Consider the following 19,656-nt stretch of genomic DNA (forward strand, 5'->3'; position numbering starts at 1 on the left):
CAAATTGCGATAATAGCGGTCGCTGAATGGGGCTGTAGCTCAGTTGGGAGAGCGCGTCGTTCGCAATGACGAGGTCAGGGGTTCGATTCCCCTCAGCTCCACCATTCATTCTTCCTCGAATTTCCGAAATTAAGTCGGCGGCTTAAGCGTGGAGCCGATTGCTTGACCACTGGCACCGCTGCAGGTCTAAAGCGCCCCAAGTAGGACGCCGGCAATAACCGACGACGGCAGAAGTACTGATACTATTCGCAAGTAAAATCCACTAAAACGGCCTAATCATTATGATTTAGAGCCGCCCATTTTAGTGCCTGCATTATTGACAGCATTTCTGCTCGAGGGCGCAGAAAAAGCGCCGTGCAGGCCTTGTGCGACGCGCGCAAAAAACGTCGCCCAAAGCTGGCCGCACCTACATCTATAGGCGGAAGTGCGCCCGCGAGCCAATGCTCGTAATGTCGATGGGAGGCGAAAAGCGGGAGCAGTCGCGCGCCATGTCGACCGGAGCAGTCGCAACAACGTTATTTTTCGGGCTCGAGTTCGAAGCCACGGGGCCCGTCTTGCGACCCCGGGCCGAGACGGAACTCCTCGCCATGGAAGCGCTCTCTCGGCTCGACGAGGCGTCCGGCGACCTCTCGATCATCGACATGTGTTGCGGCGCGGGCAATCTTGCCGCCGTCATTCAGGTAAACAGGCCGAACGCAAGGGTGTGGGCCTGCGATCTCACCGATGGCGCCATTGAAGCAACGCGGAGCAACATAGGGCGGCTGGGCCTGGGGCAAAAGGTGTCTGCGTGTCAGGGAGATTTGTTCGCCGCCCTGGACGGCCTGCCTCTCGAAGGCTCGATCGACATGATCATTGCCAATCCTCCCTACATCTCCACCAAGCGGCTGACCCAAGGCGACCGCGCATATCTGCTCTCAAAGGAGCCGCGGGAAGCTTTTGATGGCGGCCCCTATGGCATTGCACTGCATCAACGGATTCTCGCAGATGCCCCAACCTTCCTCAAGCCGGGCGGATGGCTGGGCCTCGAGTTCGGGCTCGGCCAGGCCCGCCAGATCTTCGCGCTGATCAAACGCTCAAAGGTGTGGAGCGATCCGCAGTGGGCCCATGACGCGGACGGTCAGGAACGTGTCGTCTTCATCCAGTTAATCGCCCGAGGCCGTGGATGAACGCGCCGGTAAACACAGTGCGGGGCGACTTGATCCGACCCTTCGCGCGCAAGGACGCCGAAGCGGTTTCGCTGCTCTTCCATGCCTTGATGCACCATGCCAGGGACGCTGCACCCAGGCGTCTTGCGGCCTATCTCGGCTCACATTTCATCGATGGGCCTTTTGCCGATCCCGAAATCCCCTCCCTTGTCTATGTTTCGGATGAGGAAGAAGTCGAAGGATTCGTCGGGGTCGTGGTGCAGCCGATGGTTTATCGCCAAAAGACGATCCGCGCGGCGATCCTCGGGACGCTGATGGTAAAGGGACATGATCGGGCTCCGACGATCGGCGCCCGCCTGCTCAGAAAGGCCGTAAGCGGGCCGCAGGATGTCACGCTCAGCGAAACGGCCGGGGAGGCTTCGCTGGCGATGTGGCGGCAGTTGCACGGGACGGTCCTGGACCGATACAGCTACGACTACTTCCGCGTCCTCAGGCCGGTGAGCTTTGCCCTTGCCGTGATGGCACGACGGGTTCCCTGGCTGGCTTATGCAACGCCAGTCGCGCAGTTGCTGGACAGGCTGGCGCCGCGAGACGGCAGCCGGTTGGGTTGGACAGGGCTTCCGGGCGAATTCCGCACCCATGGCGGCGTGTACGCAAGGCGTGTCTCGGTCTCGGATTTCGCGCGGCTGACGGAGGTTCTGCTGTCTGCGGATGCCGTGAGGCCTGTTTGGCCAGACGGGTGTTTGCCGGCGTTGATCGCCGAGGCGATGGACAAACCCGAATATGGCGCGCCGCACCTTTGCGAGGTCGTGACGCGGGCGGGGCATCCGATCGGAGGGTTCCTGCTGCATTTCGCTCCCGGTGCCTTGGCCCAAGTGCTCGACGTCCTGCATGCTCCGGGACAGGCGGGCCCCGTTTTCGATGCCATGCTGTGCTACGCGCGCGATCTGGGGGCCTGTGGCGTACGCGGCAGGATTACCCCATCGCTGTTCGACGCCCTTGTGAGTCGCAAGACTCCGCTGGCTCACGCGGGGGCCAGCGTCATCCATGGCAAGGATACCGCACTTATTGCCGCGTTTGCGGAGGGGCGGGCGCATTTCAACGGGCTGGTTGGAGAAAGCTGGACGCGAATTATCGGCGGTTCGTTCAACTGAACCGACCGCCACAACGACTTTGGCGCGCGTCGCGCCAAGTCCCATAGGTTTGGTGAAACCGGGTACGACGACAGGATCTGAGGGAGACTTCCAGCATGTGCGGCATAGCCGGCTATCGCGACGATGCGTTGGGGGCGCCAGAAGGGCTCGCCCTGCTCGTTGCCATGACGCGGGCTATCGCGCATCGCGGCCCTGATGCCGCGGGGCATTGGGCGGAAGCAGGGATCGGGTTGGGACATCGCCGCCTGTCCATCATTGGGCTGGCCGACGGGCAGCAACCCATGGCCGATCCCGAGGCGGGGCTGATGCTGAGCTATAACGGTGAGGTGTTCAACTTTCCCGAACTGCGAGCCGAACTCGAAAAGCGCGGACATCGGTTCCGTACCCATAGCGATACCGAAGTCATCCTCAAGCTCTACCGGGAATACGGCGCCGACTGCGTGAGCCATATCAATGGGGATTTCGCGTTCGCCCTATGGGACAGGCCCAATCGCCGCTTGCTCCTGGCCCGGGACCGCATGGGCGTACGCCCGCTATACTGGGCACGGACCGGAACAGGGGTCGTCTTTGCTTCGGAAGCGAAGGCGCTGTTCTGTCACCCGCAGCTTTCAGCCGAACTCGATCCGCTGGCCCTCGACCAGATTTTCACCCTGTGGTCGCCGCTGGCCCCGCGCACCATCTTCAAGGGCATCTTCGAGCTTCCGCCCGCGCATCTGATGCTTTTCCAGGGCGGTAAGCCGCAGATCCGCCCCTATTGGCAGCTCGACTATCCCGATGAAGCCGACGCCCCGCAAACCGGCAGTGCGCAAAGCGTCGCCGAGGAGGTTCTGGACCTTCTGACCGATGCGACGCGCATCCGGCTGCGGGCCGATGTGCCGGTTGGATCCTATCTTTCGGGCGGGCTCGACTCTGCGATCGTTGCGGCACTGGCGGCGCGGGAAAAACCCGATGGCCTGTCCACCTTCTCGGTCGCCTTTGAAAGCGCCGAGTATGACGAAAGCGCTTACCAGCGCGAAATGGTTTCGGCTCTGGGAACCGAACACGCCCAGGTGCTCTGTCGCAATGCTGATATTGCCGATGTATTTCCCGATGTCGTGCACATGGTCGAGCGTCCTGTTTTGCGCACGGCCCCTGCGCCGCTCCACCTGCTGTCAGCACTTGTGCGGGCGAAGAGTTACAAGGTCGTGCTCACCGGAGAGGGGGCCGATGAGGTCTTTGCCGGCTACGATATCTTCAAGGAGGCCAAGGTGCGCCGCTTCTGCGCCCGCGATCCGAAATCGCAAGGCCGCGCGCTGCTGTTCAAACGGCTCTATCCCTACCTGCCCGAGCTCCAAAAGCAGAATGCCAGTTATCTTGCCGCCTATTTCGGGGTCGAGGCGGCAAGGCTGGACGATCCGCTGTTTTCCCATCGGCCACGCTTCCGTTCAACGTCGGCGGCAAAACTGTTCTTTTCCGCCGATTTCAAGGCGACGCTTGCGGGATATGATGCTGCCGAAGAGTTGGCCGCCCAACTCCCGGCCCGATTTGGCCGTTGGCATCCGCTGCATCAGGCGCAATTTCTCGAAACGCGCTATCTCCTGCCCGGCTATATTCTCTCCGCGCAGGGCGACCGGATGGCCATGGCGCATGGGGTGGAGGGGCGATTCCCCTTCCTCGATCACCGGCTTATTGAGCTGGCGGCAGGGATTTCCCCGGCGCTCAAACTCAGGGGACTGGAAGAAAAGCACATCCTGCGCCGCGCGACAGCGCATCTGATGCCTAAAACGATTGGCAGGCGCACCAAGCAACCCTATCGCGCGCCCGACAGCGCCGCATTCGCGGCAAGCGATGCCCCCTATGTCGCTGCCGCGCTTTCCCGCAGGGCCGTTGCCCAAGCGGGCATGTTCAATCCTGACGCGGTGCAAAAACTGCAGGCAAAGCTGGCTGCGGGCAAGCTTTCGGGCTTTCGCGACAATGCCGGTTTCGTCGGCGTTTTGTCGGGTCAGCTCTGGCACGGCCAGTTCTCGGTCACCAACACGCTCGACCAATCACAACCAACCTACGGCAGGGAATTGACATGACTGCACACGATCGCATCCGCGCCTTCATCATTGAAAACTTCCTGTTCGGGGATTCCGACTCCATGGTCGAGAATTCCGCCTCGCTGATCGATAACGAGATCATCGATTCAACGGCGGTGCTTGAGCTGGTGGCGTTCATCGAGGAGAGCTTGTCGGTCCCGGTCGCCGATTCAGACATCGTGCCCGCCAATCTGGACTCGGTCGATGCCATCGCGCGGTTCGTGGCCGAAAGGGGCGCAGGCCCCGCCACCCGAGGAAATCCAGAATGCGTGTCGAGAGCTTTCTGAGCAAAAGTGCCGCGAGCCTGCCCGGCAAGACGGCCCTGGTCGCCGGGCTGACGCGGCTCGACTATTCAGAGCTCGATCGCCTGTCGAGCGCTCTCGCCGGGGGGCTGGCGCAAGCGGGGGTCAGGCGTGGAGACCGGGTGCTGGTCTTTCTGGACAATTGCTGGGAAGCGGTCGTCGCGATTTTCGCAATCCTCAAGGCCGGGGCGGTCTTTTCGCCGATCAATGCCTCAACCAAATCGGCCAAGCTCGCCTATATCATCGACAATTGCCGTGCCACGGCGGTGATCACCGGGACGCGCACGGCGCCGGTGCTCGCCGAGGCGCTTGAACATGCCCAGGTACAGCCCCTTGCGGTGCTCGCTGGAAACCCATCCCCGGCCCTGCCCCAGGCGCGCCATTTGCCGGCGCTGATCGATGAGGGCAGGCCCGTACCTGACCATGGTGGCAGTGCGGACGATCTCGCCATGCTGATCTATACGTCTGGCTCGACCGGGAGCCCCAAGGGGGTGATGATGACGCACGCCAATATCGATGCTGCGTCGCGGTCGATTACCACCTATCTGGAAAATACCGAGGACGACATCATCCTCAACGTCCTGCCGCTCGCCTTCGACTATGGGCTCTACCAGGTTCTGATGGCGGTCCGCATGGGCGCGACGCTGGTGCTCGAAAAATCCTTCGCCTTCCCGCAGGCCATTTTCGAGACCATGCGCGCCGAACGGGTGACAGGTCTGCCCCTTGTGCCGACCATGGCGGCGATGATCCTCAATATCGAGGGGCTTGAGCCGGGCAGTTTCCCTGCGCTGCGCTATATCACCAACACCGCTGCGGCCCTGCCGCCCGCCCATATCGAGAAATTGCAGGCCCTGTTCCCCACGACCGCAATTTTTTCGATGTATGGGCTCACCGAATGCAAGCGCTGCACCTGGCTGCCTCCTGCCCGGCTCAAGGACAAGATCGGCTCGGTCGGCATCGCCATTCCGGGCACACGGGCCTACGTGGTGGACGATAACGGCAAGCCCGTGCCTGCCGGAGTGAGAGGAGAACTGGTCATTTCGGGACCGCATGTCATGCAGGGCTATTGGGAGAATCCCGAAGCCACCGCCAGGGCGCTGCGGCCCGGCCCCAATCCAGGCGAAAGGGTGCTTGCGACGGGCGACCTGTTTTATGCCGACAGCGAAGGCTTCCTCTATTTCGTGGGGCGCAAGGACGACATCATCAAGACGCGGGGCGAGAAGGTCGCGCCCAAGGAAGTCGAAGCCGTACTCGCCGCTCATCCGGGAATTTCCGAGGCCATCGTGGTGGGCCGCGAGGACCCCGTGCTCGGGCAGGCGATCTGCGCGCTCGTTATTGCGCGAGACCCAAGCCTCACCGAGCAGGACGTGATCCGCCATTGCGCCAGGCTGCTCGAGGATTTCATGGTCCCTAAACATGTCGTGTTCCGCCAGAGCCTGCCCACCACCGACACCGGTAAACTCAGCCGCCGCCTTGCGGCAGACAGTCTTCTCTGATGTCCAGCCTTGCCCCGTCCTTCGCCGCGCCGTTCTCAAGGGATGCCCTGGTGCTCGATGCCGAGGCTGAGGCCGAGCGCATCGTCCTGGCCATGCGCCGGCAGCTGCGCACCGACCTCAAGCGCCGGGGATTGGTTCTGGGCGTATCCGGAGGCATCGATTCGAGCGTCTGCGCCGCGCTGGCGGCCCGCGCGGTCGGCCCCGAACGGGCGTTTGCCGTCATGATGCCGGAAAACGATTCCGATCCCGAAAGCCAGAAGCTCGCGGAAATGCTGCTGGCCCATTTCGGCATCGCGGGTGTGGTCGAGAATATCGGGGAAACACTCGACTCCATGGGCTGCTATCGCCGCCGCGATGACGCCATCCGCGCCCTTGTGCCCCAGTTTGGGCCGGGCTGGGGCTGCAAGGTGGTCATCGCCAATGCGCTCGAAAGCGACAGCTTGGCCATTTCCTTTCTTGTCGTGCAATCGCCGGCGGGCGAAATCCGCAAGCTGCGCATGCCCGCCGAAATCTATCTGGCGATCATCGCCGCCACAAACATGAAGCAACGTACCCGCAAGCAGCTTGAATATTACCATGCCGACCGGCTGAACTACGCGGTGATCGGCACGCCCAACAGGCTCGAATACGATCAGGGCTTTTTCGTCAAGAATGGCGACGGGGCGGCTGACATAAAGCCCATCGCCCATCTTCTGAAGTCGCAGGTTTATCAGCTTGCCGAGTATCTTGGCGTGCCCAAGGAGATATGCCGCCGCCCGCCCACCACCGACACCTGGTCCCTGGCCCAGTCGCAGGAAGAGTTTTATTTCTCAGTGCCCTATGCCCAAATGGACCTGTGCCTTCTCGGCCTTGACCTGGATGTGTCCCGCGAGGAGGTGGCCACGGCCACCGGGCTGACCCCGGACCAGGTGACCCGTGTCTGGACCGATATCGAGGGCAAGCGCAAGGCGACACGCTATCTGCACCTTCCCCCCTTGCTTGTCGACTAGCTCGAAGCACTTTGACAGGACCAGCGCAGGAGGGTGGGCCTTAGGCAATGAAGGCCGCCAGTTCGGGATCGGGCTCGGTTCCCACCGCATCCATGAAGGCGTTGGTCGCCATCATTATCCCCGCCAGGGCCGTGAGGTCGACAAGCGTCTTCTCCGGCAGCGCCTGCGAGAGCTTCGACCATACTGCCGGAGGAATTGCCTTGGCATCGGCCGCAAAAGCCCTGCCGAAGGCTTCGACGGTACCGAGATCGATCGCGATGGCCGGGGCCTCGTCGGTCAGGCCCGCCAGGCCCCGGCGCATGAAGGCCATGCCCACGACATTGTCCATTTCGGCGCTGATCGCCAGGCAAAGCGTCAGGACGGCGCGATCGCCGATCACGGGGGCCAGCTCGTCTCGCAGCGCGAACCATTCGCCATAAACCCTGAGCGCCACGGGAGAATGAACGAGAGTGCGCTTCATATTGGTCATGCGTCCGCGCAGGCGCAATTCTTCGTCATGGGCCGCCTTCTGCTCGGGTCCGGCACGATCGAGATCGAGTTGGCCGATATAGGGTTTTCCGATCATTCGACGTCCACGATGCTGGCGCCGCGCTCGAGGGTGTTGCCCACCGTGCAGACGGCATGGGACTCCGCGATGAGCTGCCGGCGCTCCTCATCGGTAAAGTCTCCCCCGATGTTGAAGTCGCAAGCAAATTCAGCGACCCTCGAGGGCGCGCCTTCGCCTTTGGTGTGCGTTACATCGACCGATACACCCTCGAGCCGGTCCTGCCAGCCGAATTTGCGGGCCGCGATGCGCACGCTCAAGACGAGACACCCGGCGAGCGCCGCGTCCATCAGTTCGAGCGGGGTCATCCCCTCGTCCCGGGCCATCGCAGCCAACGCCATGCGCGCGCCCGACCGGGCTTCGACTTCCCCCTGCCCTTCCTTGTCGAGATGGGCGGAAACGGTGGTGGGGCGTGCTGTGATGGTAACCATAATCTGTCGCTATGCTCGTTATAGGGTAGATATGTTTGATGTAAGCAATTGTATGCGGCAATCACAGCCCGCAGGATAGATTGGGCTTCGACACGCAGCCGACCGACAGGAATGTCATTCCCGCGTTGGTTCGAAATACGCCAAAGATTGTCATTGGCGTGTGGATGAAGCGCATGACCTGGCGCGCTAGATATGGAAACCACTTGGCGCTCGATGCCATCGGCGCCAGCAGACAAGGAGCTGGATGCATGTCTCATTTCGTTTCAACGTGGCGCATGGCAGCGCTTTCGGGCGCCGCTGTCCTCGCGCTCGCCGCGGCAGCGCCGGCGGGGCTCGCCCAGGAGGCCGATCCCAGTGCCGTCATCCGCATCGGCTCGCTCTACGAGCCCCAGAATCTCGACAACACCGCCGGTGCCGGCCAGGGCGTCACCGAAGCTTTCAACGGCAATGTCTATGAGGGCCTGTTCAGGCTCACCGACGACGGCGACGTCGAGGAGGTTCTGGTCGAAAGCTATGAGATCAGCGAGGACGGCCTCACCTACACCTTCACTCTGCGCGAAGGCGTCACCTTCCACTCGGGCGATCCGCTGACCGCGGCCGACGTCAAATATTCGATCGAACGCGTGACTGCCCCCGAATCGCAAAGCTCCCGCCGCAATTCCCTCGCGGCCATCGAAAGCATCGAAGCGCCGGATGACCGCACCGTGGTCATAACGCTCGGCGAACGCTCGATTTCGCTTCCCTACAATCTGAGCTATGTCTGGATCGTCAACGACGCGGCGACCGAATTGACCGCCTCCGCCGACGGCACCGGCCCGTACCGCCTCGACGACTGGCGCCGCGGCACGTCGCTGACGCTCACCCCCTTTGCGGATTATTGGGGCGAAGCCCCCAGCAATGGCGGGGTGGTCTTTACCTATTTCACCGAAGCCACCGCCCAGAACAACGCCCTGCTCACCGGCGCGATCGACATCATTCCCTCGGTGCAGAGCCCCGATTCCCTAGCCCTTTTCGACGGCAATCCGCAATTCACCGTCACCGAAGGCGCTTCCACCACCAAGGAATTGCTGGCCTATAACGACCGCATAGAGCCCTTCAACAACGTCCAGGTGCGCAAGGCTCTGGCCCGCGCCATCGACAAGGAACGCCTCCTGGCTTCGATCTGGGGCGAATATGGAACGCTGATCGGCTCCTTCGTGCCGCCCACCGATCCCTGGTATGTCGATCTGACCGACGTCGATCCCTATGATCCCGAAAGCGCGCGCCAGCTTCTTGAAGAGGCCGGTTATGGCGATGGCTTCAGCTTTACCCTTGATACGCCGAATTACGATCCACATCCGCTGGTCGCCCAGTTCATCCAGAACGAGCTCGCCCAGATCGGCGTGACGGTCGAGATCAACATCATCACCGCCAACGAGTGGTACACGAAGATATACCAGGCCCAGGATTTCGAGGCGACGCTGCAGGAACACGTCAACCACCGCGACATCGTCTTCTACGGCAACCCCGATTTCTACTGGGGCTACGACAATCCCGAAGTGATCGAGTTGATCGCCTCGGCCGAAGCGAGCGAGACCGTCGAAGAGCAGGTCGAAAAGCTGACCGAGGCCAACCGGATCATCGCCGAGGACGCGGCCAGCAACTGGCTTTATCTCTATCCGCAGATCGTGGTATCGAGCGCCAACGTCAGCGGGTATCCGATCAACGGCCTGAACTCTCAGTTCTTCGCCTACGATATCGAAAAGAGCCAGTAGTCCCACCAGCCCGGCGGAAAGGAGAGCGACATTCTCGTCTATCTTTTGCGCCGGTCCCTGATCCTGGTGTTTTCCCTGGCGATCGCTGCGGCAGTGCTGTTCGTGCTGCTGCGGCTTTTGCCGGGCGATCCGGCCAGCGCGCTGATTTCGGTGGGGGCCGACCCCGAACAGATCGCGGCCGCCCGCCGTCAGGTCGGCTCGGACCTGCCGCTTTTCGAGCAGTTCATCCATTTCGTTTCGAGCCTGATGCGGTTCGATCTGGGCACGTCCTTTGTCAGCCGCACCTCGGTGGCGGCCGAGATCGCCGCCCGTCTGGCGGTTACCGTCCCCCTGACGCTCATGGCCTTTGCCCTTGCCGTGGTGATCGCGGTGCCGCTCGGTATCGTCGCAGCGGTCAGAGCCGACAAATGGTATGGGGCCGCGATTTCGGTCGTTTCCCAGCTCGGCATCGCCATTCCCGTCTTCTGGGTCGGCATTCTTCTCGTGGCGGTCTTTGCCGTCAATTTCAGGATATTTCCCTCTGGCGGTTTCCCCCCGGCCGGATGGTCGGACCCGGCGGCCACGCTGCGCGCCCTTGCGCTGCCGACCATCACCATCGCCATCGTCATGGCCGCTTCGCTTCTGCGCTATGTCCGCTCGGCCACCCAGGACGTTCTGGGCAGCGACTATCTGCGCACCGCCAGGGCGCTGGGATCGGGCTTTGCCGAAGCGCTCGTGCGTCACGGATTGCGAAATGGAGCGGTGCCGGTCGTTTCCATCCTCGGGATCGAACTGGCGACCACCTTCCTCGGCGCGGTCGTCGTCGAGCGGGTGTTCACCCTTCCGGGGCTGGGGTCGATGCTCCTGCTCGGCATCGAGCAGCGCGATTATCCCAACGTCCAGGGCGTATTGCTCATTTCGACGCTTATCGTGCTGCTCGTCGGGTTTGTCGCCGATATCATCCAGCGTCTCATCGACCCCCGGCTGCGCCGCTCGAAACGGAGTGAGGGACGATGAGCGCCGTGGACCTTAATAGCCCCGCGCCAACCCGCAAGCGGTCCCGCCTGCCGCTGACGCTGATCGTGGGCCTCGCACTCGTCGGCATCCATGTTGCGATTGCGCTGCTGACGCTGTTCTGGACGCCTTACGATCCCAACGACATGGCGGGGATGCGGCTCGAAGGCCCTTCGCTCGCCCATTGGGCGGGAACCGACCGTCTGGGCCGCGACCTGTTTACTCAGATCATGATAGGCTCGCGCATCGCCATTCAGGTGGGCGCCGGTGCCGTGGCGATCGGCGCAGCCATCGGCGTGACGCTCGGCGTCATCGCCGCCTTCGCCACGCGAACGCTCGACGACGCCTTGGCCGCGACGCTCGATATCCTCATCGCCTTTCCCACATTGCTGCTCGCCATGCTGGTGGTGGCCGCCGGCGACGGGGCCAGCCTTGGGTCGGCGATCATTGCGCTCGGGGTCGCCATTTCCGCCATCGTCGCCCGGCTCACGCGCATCCTGGCCAAGCGCGTGCTGGAGATGGACTACATCACGGCGGCCCGCACCTCGGGCACGTCCTGGCTGGCTATCGTCTTCATCCACCTCCTGCCCAATATCTGGCCCACATTGATGGTCAATTTCGCGCTCCAGTTTGGGCTGGCCGTGATTGCCGAGGCGTCGCTCTCCTATCTGGGCCTCGGCGCGCCCCCGCCCAATGCGTCCTGGGGACGGCTACTGCAGGAGGCGCAGGGCACCGTCTATACAGCCCCCTTCGGGGCGGTCGCGCCGGGCATCGCGCTGGTCATCCTCGTTATCGGCATGAACCTCCTCGCCGACGGCCTGCGCGATTTCGCCGATCCGACGCGGAGGCGCGGCCAGTGAGCCCCATTCTCGAAATCGACGGCCTCACCATATCGGCCAGGGGACAGAAGCTGGTTTCCGATATCGACCTCGCCATCGCGCCCGGAGAGCGCTGGGGCGTGATCGGGGAGTCCGGATCGGGCAAGTCGCTCACCGCCCTCGCCAGCATCGGCCTCCTGCCGGCCGGGCTTGTGCAAACCGGCTCCGTCATCCTGGACGGCCAGCCGCTCCACGCCCTGTCGGAGCGGGAGATCACCCGTCTGCGGGGCCAGGCGGCTTCGGTCATCTTCCAGGAGCCGCTTACCGCGCTCGATCCCCTGATGCGCCTGGGCAAACAGACGGCCGAGCCGGTCGCGCGCCGGCTGCGGCGTGAAGGAAAGACGGTGGACCGGAAATCCGTCGCTGCCGAAGTGATGGACCTTTTCGAGCGCGTGGCCCTGCCCGAACCGGCCCGCATCGCCCGCTCCTACCCATTCGAGGTCTCGGGCGGGCAGCGTCAGCGAGTGGCGATCGCAATGGCGCTCGCCTGCCGTCCCAAACTGCTGATCGCCGACGAACCCACCACGGCGCTGGACGTAACAACGCAAGCCGAAGTGCTCGGTCTTCTCAAGCAATTGGTGAGAGAAATGGGCATGGCGCTGCTGTTCATCAGCCATGACCTTGCCGTGGTCAATTCCATCGCCGAGCGGATCGTCGTAATGCGCCAGGGCAGTATCGTCGAGCACGGTGACGCAGCGCGCGTGCTGGCCGAACCGCGGCACGATTATACCCGATCGCTCGTCGCGGCCGCGGCAGCCTTCGAAAACGCATTGGCGGGGCGACCATGAGCCTGCTTGCTCTCGACAAGGTCAGCTTCGGCTACGACAGGACCCAACAGGTCCTGCACGAGGTGTCCTTCGCCGTGCGCAAGGGCGTCAATGTGGGTCTCGTCGGGGAATCGGGCTCGGGGAAATCCACCATCCTTCGCCTGCTCCTGGGTCTCGATCTCGCCGGCTCGGGCAGCATCACCTTTTCAGGCCAGCCGCTGGACCCGCGCGACAAGAGCTTCATGCGCGACTATCGCAAATCGGTGCAGCCGGTGTTTCAGGACCCTTATTCCTCCCTGGACCCGCGCCAGCGTGTCGATCGGATCATCGCCGAACCGCTGCGCTCGCTCCGGATCGCCGGCGATCACGACGCGGCAATCGCCGCAGCGCTCGATGCAGTCGGTCTGCCGCCCGACGCCGCCCATCGTTATCCGCACGCGTTTTCGGGCGGGCAGCGCCAGCGCATCGCCATCGCGCGGGCCATAGCCCCCGGCCCCCAGGTGCTATTGGCCGATGAAGCCGTCAGCGCCCTGGACCTTTCCACCCGCGTCCGCATCGTCGATCTCCTCAAGACCCTCTCGGCTTCCCTGACCGTCCTCCTGGTCTCCCACGACCTCGGCGTCGTCGCCGCCCTCTGCGAGGAGATCGTCATCCTCGAAAAGGGAAGAGTGGTCGAGGCAGGCAGAACCAGCGACATCCTCGCCCACCCTCGCCATCCCTACACACGCAAACTCCTCTCCAGCGTTCCAAGACTGCGGTGACCACGACACCCCGCTGAGGACCCCGATTTCACGGCAGGCTGGTCTGGCCCGCCTCGGCTTTCAGATCTTTGGAACCTCTTGCCGCTGCACCGCATTGGCCGGAGACGACGAGGGTTACCGCCGGGGGCAAGTCCATGATGGGGGATATCGGCCCGCTGAGCAGCCACATGCTGCAGCACATCGCGCTCATGAACCTAGCGGTTCCCGCGCTGATCTTTTTTGTCGTCAAGTACCGCTCCCAGCTTCTGGCGCGCTCCTGGCCGTTCGCGGCGGCCCTCCAGCTCATCCTGCTTTGGGGCTGGCATGCGCCGACCGTGCTTGAAGCGGCCATGGCATCGCCCCTGCTGATGGCGCTGATGCATCTGAGCCTCGTCATCTCGGCCGCGTGGTTCTGGCTTGCCATCGCCTCCATGCCGGCCACCGGATTGTGGCGCTCGATCTTCGCGCTGCTCGTTACGGGCAAGCTCTTCTGCCTTTTGGGCGCGCTCCTGGTCTTTTCGCCCCGCCTGGTATTCGGGCAGATGACCCATCATGGGCACGCCATGACCGCCTCGCTCGCCGACCAACAGATGGCGGGCTTGATGATGCTCATCGCCTGTCCGCTCACCTACGTTCTCGCCGGCGTATGGATCACTGCCCGCTGGTTCCTGGCCCTGGAAGCGCAGGGGCGTGCCGATGCCTGACAAGCGGGACGAAGGGGTCGAGATGGTGCGCGCGCTCACGCGCTGGCAACGCCTCGGTCTGGCCGTTCTGTTCGTGGTCGGCGTGTTCGCGGTAGGCGCCGGCGTATTCGTCTGGACTGGCTATTACAACATCAGCGCCAAGGCACAGCACTGGGATATCACCACCGAAATCCTCGAAACGGTCCGCGATCAGTCGATCCGCGCCCGCGCCGATACGGTCGATGTTCCCAATCTCGACGACCCCGACATGATCGCGCTGGGCCGCGAGCACTTCCTCGGCGGATGCTCGAGCTGTCATGGATTGCCCGGCGAAGTGCTCAACCCGGTCATTTCAGCCATGCTGCCCAACCCGCCGGATCTGACCTACGCCCCCGAGCACTACGATGCGGGCGCCCTGTTCTGGCTGATCGACAACGGCATAAAATATACAGGCATGCCCGCCTGGCCGGCGGATAACCGGTCCGACGAGGTCTGGCCGCTCGTGGCCTATCTCATCGATCTCAATCGCCGGCAGGAGGAAAGCGCGGTGATTGCCGATCGCAGTCCCGACGGGCAGCCGACCGCCGAGTTCGGTTTCCAGGTTCTCACCCAATGCAGCCGCTGTCACGGAGATGCCGAAACTCCGCCGGTCAGCGCCCTGGTGCCCGAACTGGCGGGCCAGCCGGTCCAATATCTCGAGCGCGCCCTGCGCGAATATCGCGACGGCATCCGGCCCAGCGGCTACATGCTTCCCGCTGCCTATGGGCTAACGGATGACGACATCACCGAACTGGCGGAATATTACGCTGGTCTGCCGCCGCGCGCGTCGCAGAGCTCGCCCGATCCGGACAGCATCGCACGCGGCGGACAGATCGCCGCCCAGGGCGTACCGGCGGACGATGTGCCGGCCTGCCTGAGCTGTCATGGCAATGGCAACCCGCAATTCCCCGAGCTTGCCGGTCAGTCGGCGCGCTATCTCGAAAGCCAGCTCGAACTGTGGCGCGGAGGCGGGCGAGCGCAAACCGGCTATGGCGAGATCATGTCGATTGTCGGCCAGCGTATGAGTCCCGAACAGATCAGGGATGTGAGCGCCTTTTTCGCTAGCCTGACGCCGCCCGAAGCCGAGGCGTCACAATGAAGCTCATTGCCGCCCTCCTCCTCATCGCGTTGACGCTTTCCGGCTGCTCGCCAATGCAATCAGCCTTTCATCCCACGGGCGAAGAGGCCGAGCGGGTCGCCACCCTGTTCTGGATCATGACGGCGGGCGGCACCGTCATACTGCTGATCGTGCTCGCGGCGACCGCGCTCGCCCTTTTTGGCGGAAAGGTCAGACGAACGCTTTCGTCCGAGCGGTTCATTACCGTCATGGGCCTCGCCTTTCCGGTCGTGGTCCTCACGGCTCTGCTGATCTACGGCTTTGTGCTCATGCGCGCCGGCGACCGGCCACAAGCGGCCGAAGGTGGCCTCCGCGTCGAGATCGCCGGAGAATTGTGGTGGTGGCGGGTAACCTATCACACCCCGGATGGGCAAACCGTGGTTTCGGCCAACGAACTTCACCTGCCGGTCGGCGAGCCGGTGGAGATCGCGCTGACCAGCACCAATGTCATCCACAGTTTCTGGGCGCCACAGATCGCGGGCAAGCTCGACATGATTCCGGGGCGTACCAACACCCTGACGGTGACGGCGACCCAGCAGGGTATCAGCCGGGGGCAATGCGCCGAATATTGCGGCGGTGCCCATGCGCTGATGGCTTTCCATCTCGTCGCTCAATCGCCTGAGGACTTTGCCGCCTGGCTGGAGAGGGAAGCGGCGCCTGCGGCCGCACCGGCAAGCGAGGCGGCGGCGCGTGGCCAAGATCTTTTCAATCAGGCCGGCTGCGGCGCCTGTCACGCGGTGCGCGGAACCGCGGCCCGAGGCGTCGTGGGTCCCGATCTTTCCCATGTGGGCAGCCGCCATAGCCTTGCGGCCGCGACGCTGCCCAACACCCAGGCGGCGTTTGCCCAATGGATTGTCGACAACCAGCACATCAAGCCGGAAAACCGCATGCCGGCGTATGACATCTTTTCGGAAGAACAGATTTCCGATCTCGCTGCCTATCTCGAAGGATTACAGTGATGATCGATTTCACCGGCTTCAATCCATTCATCAATTTCGGCATTTTCGCCGTTGCCGCCGTTGTCGTTTGGTTCGCCGGCGCGCGGGTCACACGCTATGCAAACGCCATCAGCGACAAGACGGGAATCGGCCAAGCGGCCATCGGGCTGTTGCTGCTTGCCGGGATCACCTCTCTGCCCGAGATCGGCGCAACCGTCACCTCGGCGGCCACCGGCGCGTCGGCCTTGGCCATCAACAACCTTTTCGGCTCGATCGCCGTTCAGGTCGTCATTCTCGCCATCGTCGATTTGGCCATTGGCCGGCGCGCGCTGACTTCGTCTATTCCCGATCCCATGGTCCTCCTGCAAGGCGGGCTGAACGTATTGCTAATCGCGATCGCCACCGCCGGCATGATCGTCGGTGATTTCCCGATCCTGGGAATTGGCGCATGGGCCTGGGTCAGCATCGCCGCCTATGGTTTTTCGGTCTATATCCTCGCCAATTCCCAGGGGCGGAGATCGTGGCTGGCGGCTCAGCACGGCAAGGTCGACACAGACCTTTCGGAACAACAGGCCGAAGCCGAAAAGCGCGCCAGCCAGGAGCATTCCGAACGCTCGTTGCGTGGCCTGCTGCTGCGCACCGCCGGGCTGGCCCTGGTCATTCTGGTCGCCGGCTACCTGCTCTCGCGCACCGGCGATGCGCTGGCCAACCAGACCGGGCTGGGCGGAGGCGTCATCGGGTTCGTGCTGCTGGCATTCGCAACGTCCCTGCCCGAGTTCAGCACCACGATCACGGCCGCCCGCGCCGGGCTCTACACCCTGGCCGTCTCAGACATTCTGGGCACCAACCTTATCAATGTCGGGCTGGTCTTCGTCATCGATCTGGTGGCGACCGGCGAGCCGGTCCTGTCGCAAGTCGATACCTTCGCCACGTTCGGCGCGCTGCTAGGTATCGCGGTGACGGCGCTGTTCATCATCGGCATGGCCGAGCGGGGCGACAAGACGATTTTCCGGATGGGGCTGGATTCGGCCGCCGTTCTCCTCTGTTACGCGGCGGGCCTCGTCGTGATGTTCTTCCTGCGGTGAGCGATGACTGACACCCTCGATAAATTACCGAACCAAGGCCCTCGCCCCGAGCAGGAGATCGAGGATCTCAAGCGCATTTGGGCCACGCCCAAGGGCTGGCGGCTGCCCACGGCGGTCAACAACACGGTGATCGGCACCTTCTATATCGGGATCGCGTTCCTGTTCTTCGTGCTCGCCGGGATTCTCGCCCTGGTGATGCGGGCGCAGTTGGCTGTGGGCGACAACAGCCTGGTTTCCCAGGATCTCTACAACCAGCTCTTCACCGTGCACGGCACGACGATGATGTTCCTGTTCGCGGTTCCGGCCGTCGAAGCGCTGGGAGTGATGCTGCTGCCGCAAATGCTGGCGGCGCGAGACCTGCCCTTTCCGCGCCTTTCGGCCTTCGCCATCTGGGCCTATGTGATCGGCGGATTGGTGTTCTTTTCCACCATCTTCTACGACCTGGCGCCCAAGGGCGGCTGGTTCATGTATCCGCCCAACACGCTCACCGAATATTCGCCCGGCAATAATGCCGATTTCTGGCTGCTGGGTATCGGCTTCATCGAAATTTCGGCCATCGCCGGGGCCATCGAAATCATCATTGGCGTGCTCCGCACCCGCCCGCCGGGCATGACGCTCGACAAGATGCCGATCTTTGCCTGGGCGATGCTGATCTTTGCGGCGATGATCGTTTTCGCCTTCCCCGCCGTGATCCTGGCCACCATGCTGCTCGAGATCGAACGCGCCTTCGGCTGGCCGTTCTTCTCGCACGAATTGGGCGGGGATTCGCTGCTCTGGCAGCACCTGTTCTGGTTCTTCGGGCACCCGGAAGTCTACATCATCTTCCTGCCCGCCGCCGGGCTGGTCTCGATGATGATCCCCACCATGGCCCAGACCCCGCTCGTGGGTTATCGGCTGATCGTCGTGGCGCTGATCGCGACGGGCTTTTTCAGCTTCGGGCTGTGGGTCCACCACATGTTCACGACCGGCATTCCGGGCCTGAGCCTCGCCTTTTTCTCGGCGGCGAGCATGGCGGTCGCCATCCCCTCAGGCATTCAGGTGTTCTCCTGGATCGCGACGATGGCGGCCGGACGGCAGCGGTTCCGCATAACCGTGCCCTCGCTCTTCATCCTGGGTTTTCTGTTCATCTTCACACTGGGCGGGCTGACCGGGGTGATGGTGGCCGTCGTGCCCTTCGATTTCCAGGCCCATGACAGCTACTTCATCGTCGCCCATTTCCACTACGTCCTGATCGGCGGCATGGTATTCCCGCTGTTTGCCACCTTCTATTATTGGGCGCCGATGGTGAGCAAAAAGATGCTGTCGGAACGCCTCGGCAGATGGGCGTTCTGGCTGATGTTCATCGGCTTCAACGTCACGTTCTTTCCCATGCATATCACCGGCCTTGCCGGCATGCCCCGGCGGGTCTGGACCTATCCGTCAAACCTTGGCTGGGACATCCTCAACATGATCTCGACGGCCGGCTCGTTCGTGATTGCCGCCGGCGTCGCCGTGTTCATCGTCGATCTCATCCGCGATTTCCGCTTCGGCAACAGTGAACTGCAGAACCCATGGGGTGCGGGAACGCTGGAGTTCCTGCCCAACGACGTCTATTCCACCCGCTCCATCCCACACGTCACCAGCCGTGAGCCCGTTTGGGACCGCCCCAGCCTCCCCGAGGAAGTGGAACAGGGCCTGCACTATCTTCCCGGCGCGCCCACTGGCGGACGGGAAACGCTGGTGACGTCGGCCGTCGAGGCCAAGCCGCAATATGTGCTGCAGATGCCGGGGCCGAGCTGGACCCATTTCTTCGCGGCCGCTTTTACGGCGGCATTCTTCCTGCTTCTGACCGTCAAGCAGGTGGAAATCGCCCTCACCTGCGCCGTGCTGGCCATCGTCTCTTGCATTGTCTGGACCTGGCACCTGGACAAGCCGGGGATCGGTGAGGTGGATATCGGGGGCGGCGTCAAGGTGCCCACCTATGTCACCGGGCCGCTGTCGCATAGCTGGTGGGCCATGGTGGTGCTGATGCTGGTCGCCGCCTCGCTTTATATAAGCTACGTCTTTTCCTACCTCTATCTCTGGACGGTTTCCCCCGAGGTCTGGGCACCAAACGGTTCGCCGGCGCCGCCCCCCCTGCTCTATCCACTGGCCAGCGCGGCCATGATCATCGGCGGCTCGGCGCTGATCTACTGGGTCGGGCGCAACCTGCCGCCCCAAGGCCGCAAGAGCATTGCCGCGATTGGCGGTCTGGTGGTCGCCGCGCTCCTGCTGGCGGGCGCAATCGGGCTGGAGATCTGGGGACATATGCAGACCGGCCTCGACCCAAGAGCATCATCTTATGGCGCCATGGTCTATATGGGCGCGGTACTCACCGCGCAGTGCGCTTTCGCGGTGGTGATCATGTGTCTGTTCGCGGCCGCGCGGCACGTGACGGGGCAGATGGACGCGGTGCGGCGGGTGACCTTCGATAACGCCGCGCTTTTCTACTACTACACCGCCGCCCAAGGGCTTTTCGGCCTTGTGCTGATCCATGGCTTCCCACGACTGACAGGGTGAACC

General features: G+C 63.2%; 18 protein-coding genes and 1 tRNA gene. 17 read left to right on the forward strand and 2 right to left on the reverse strand.

The window, feature by feature from the left end; translation table 11 throughout:
- Nucleotides 1-28: 28 nt before the first annotated feature.
- The 7 genes from NO934_RS00680 (at nucleotide 29) to nadE (ending at nucleotide 7,146) form a co-directional block, all read left to right on the forward strand.
- Nucleotides 29-104: transfer RNA gene (locus tag NO934_RS00680), tRNA-Ala, on the forward strand.
- Between the two features lie 384 nt (nucleotides 105-488).
- Nucleotides 489-1,166 carry a class I SAM-dependent methyltransferase gene (locus tag NO934_RS00685; protein WP_309161590.1) on the forward strand — a complete coding sequence of 226 codons (678 nt, stop codon included), beginning with the start codon at nucleotides 489-491 and terminating at the stop codon, nucleotides 1,164-1,166.
- Nucleotides 1,163-2,299: a hypothetical protein gene (locus NO934_RS00690; RefSeq protein ID WP_309161591.1), complete on the forward strand. Its 1,137-nt coding sequence runs from the start codon at nucleotides 1,163-1,165 to the stop codon at nucleotides 2,297-2,299. Before NO934_RS00685 ends, NO934_RS00690 begins: the two co-directional genes overlap by 4 nt.
- Nucleotides 2,300-2,394: 95 nt before the next feature.
- Nucleotides 2,395-4,359 (forward strand): asparagine synthase (glutamine-hydrolyzing), encoded by a 1,965-nt coding sequence (gene asnB / locus NO934_RS00695; protein WP_309161592.1) that lies wholly within the window; start codon nucleotides 2,395-2,397, stop codon nucleotides 4,357-4,359.
- Nucleotides 4,350-4,646: an acyl carrier protein gene (locus NO934_RS00700; RefSeq protein ID WP_375143305.1), complete on the forward strand. Its 297-nt coding sequence runs from the start codon at nucleotides 4,350-4,352 to the stop codon at nucleotides 4,644-4,646. Before asnB ends, NO934_RS00700 begins: the two co-directional genes overlap by 10 nt.
- Nucleotides 4,625-6,157, forward strand: a complete 1,533-nt coding sequence (locus tag NO934_RS00705) for a class I adenylate-forming enzyme family protein (protein WP_309161594.1) — start codon at nucleotides 4,625-4,627, stop codon at nucleotides 6,155-6,157. The genes NO934_RS00700 and NO934_RS00705 overlap by 22 nt, the downstream gene beginning before the upstream one ends.
- Nucleotides 6,157-7,146, forward strand: coding sequence for an NAD(+) synthase (nadE, locus tag NO934_RS00710; RefSeq protein ID WP_309161595.1), 990 nt, complete (start codon nucleotides 6,157-6,159; stop codon nucleotides 7,144-7,146). The genes NO934_RS00705 and nadE overlap by 1 nt, the downstream gene beginning before the upstream one ends.
- Nucleotides 7,147-7,186: 40 nt before the next feature.
- On the opposite strand, the gene NO934_RS00715 is transcribed toward nadE, so the two are convergent.
- Together NO934_RS00715 and NO934_RS00720 are read right to left on the reverse strand one after the other, a co-directional pair.
- A complete protein-coding gene (locus NO934_RS00715; protein ID WP_309161596.1) occupies nucleotides 7,187-7,711 on the reverse strand; it encodes a hypothetical protein in 525 nt (174 codons plus the stop codon).
- Nucleotides 7,708-8,121: an OsmC family protein gene (locus tag NO934_RS00720; RefSeq protein WP_309161597.1), complete on the reverse strand. Its 414-nt coding sequence runs from the start codon at nucleotides 8,119-8,121 to the stop codon at nucleotides 7,708-7,710. Before NO934_RS00720 ends, NO934_RS00715 begins: the two co-directional genes overlap by 4 nt.
- 248 nt (nucleotides 8,122-8,369) lie before the next feature.
- Between NO934_RS00720 and NO934_RS00725 the strand changes: the two genes are divergently transcribed.
- The 10 genes from NO934_RS00725 (at nucleotide 8,370) to ctaD (ending at nucleotide 19,653) form a co-directional block, all read left to right on the forward strand.
- Entirely contained in the window at nucleotides 8,370-9,875 is a 1,506-nt protein-coding gene (locus NO934_RS00725; RefSeq protein WP_375143270.1) for an ABC transporter substrate-binding protein, read from the forward strand.
- 45 nt (nucleotides 9,876-9,920) lie between these two features.
- Nucleotides 9,921-10,871 (forward strand): ABC transporter permease, encoded by a 951-nt coding sequence (locus tag NO934_RS00730; RefSeq protein WP_309161598.1) that lies wholly within the window; start codon nucleotides 9,921-9,923, stop codon nucleotides 10,869-10,871.
- Nucleotides 10,868-11,728, forward strand: a complete 861-nt coding sequence (locus NO934_RS00735; protein ID WP_309161600.1) for an ABC transporter permease — start codon at nucleotides 10,868-10,870, stop codon at nucleotides 11,726-11,728. Before NO934_RS00730 ends, NO934_RS00735 begins: the two co-directional genes overlap by 4 nt.
- Nucleotides 11,725-12,534, forward strand: a complete 810-nt coding sequence (locus NO934_RS00740) for an ABC transporter ATP-binding protein (RefSeq protein ID WP_309161601.1) — start codon at nucleotides 11,725-11,727, stop codon at nucleotides 12,532-12,534. Before NO934_RS00735 ends, NO934_RS00740 begins: the two co-directional genes overlap by 4 nt.
- Entirely contained in the window at nucleotides 12,531-13,274 is a 744-nt protein-coding gene (locus NO934_RS00745; protein ID WP_309161602.1) for an ATP-binding cassette domain-containing protein, read from the forward strand. Before NO934_RS00740 ends, NO934_RS00745 begins: the two co-directional genes overlap by 4 nt.
- Before the next feature lie 134 nt (nucleotides 13,275-13,408).
- Complete coding sequence (locus tag NO934_RS00750) at nucleotides 13,409-13,957, forward strand: cytochrome c oxidase assembly protein (RefSeq protein ID WP_309161604.1); 549 nt, start codon at nucleotides 13,409-13,411, stop codon at nucleotides 13,955-13,957.
- Entirely contained in the window at nucleotides 13,950-15,074 is a 1,125-nt protein-coding gene (locus NO934_RS00755; RefSeq protein ID WP_309161606.1) for a c-type cytochrome, read from the forward strand. The genes NO934_RS00750 and NO934_RS00755 overlap by 8 nt, the downstream gene beginning before the upstream one ends.
- On the forward strand, nucleotides 15,071-16,051 hold the full coding sequence (gene coxB / locus NO934_RS00760; RefSeq protein ID WP_309161608.1) for a cytochrome c oxidase subunit II: 981 nt from the start codon (nucleotides 15,071-15,073) through the stop codon (nucleotides 16,049-16,051). Before NO934_RS00755 ends, coxB begins: the two co-directional genes overlap by 4 nt.
- A complete protein-coding gene (locus NO934_RS00765; protein ID WP_309161610.1) occupies nucleotides 16,051-17,115 on the forward strand; it encodes a sodium:calcium antiporter in 1,065 nt (354 codons plus the stop codon). The genes coxB and NO934_RS00765 overlap by 1 nt, the downstream gene beginning before the upstream one ends.
- A gap of 3 nt (nucleotides 17,116-17,118) precedes the next feature.
- A complete protein-coding gene (gene ctaD, locus NO934_RS00770) occupies nucleotides 17,119-19,653 on the forward strand; it encodes a cytochrome c oxidase subunit I (protein ID WP_309161611.1) in 2,535 nt (844 codons plus the stop codon).
- Nucleotides 19,654-19,656: the final 3 nt, after the last annotated feature.

Origin of the sequence: Pelagibacterium sp. H642 (assembly GCF_031202855.1) — a bacterium.
Taxonomy (GTDB): domain Bacteria; phylum Pseudomonadota; class Alphaproteobacteria; order Rhizobiales; family Devosiaceae; genus Pelagibacterium.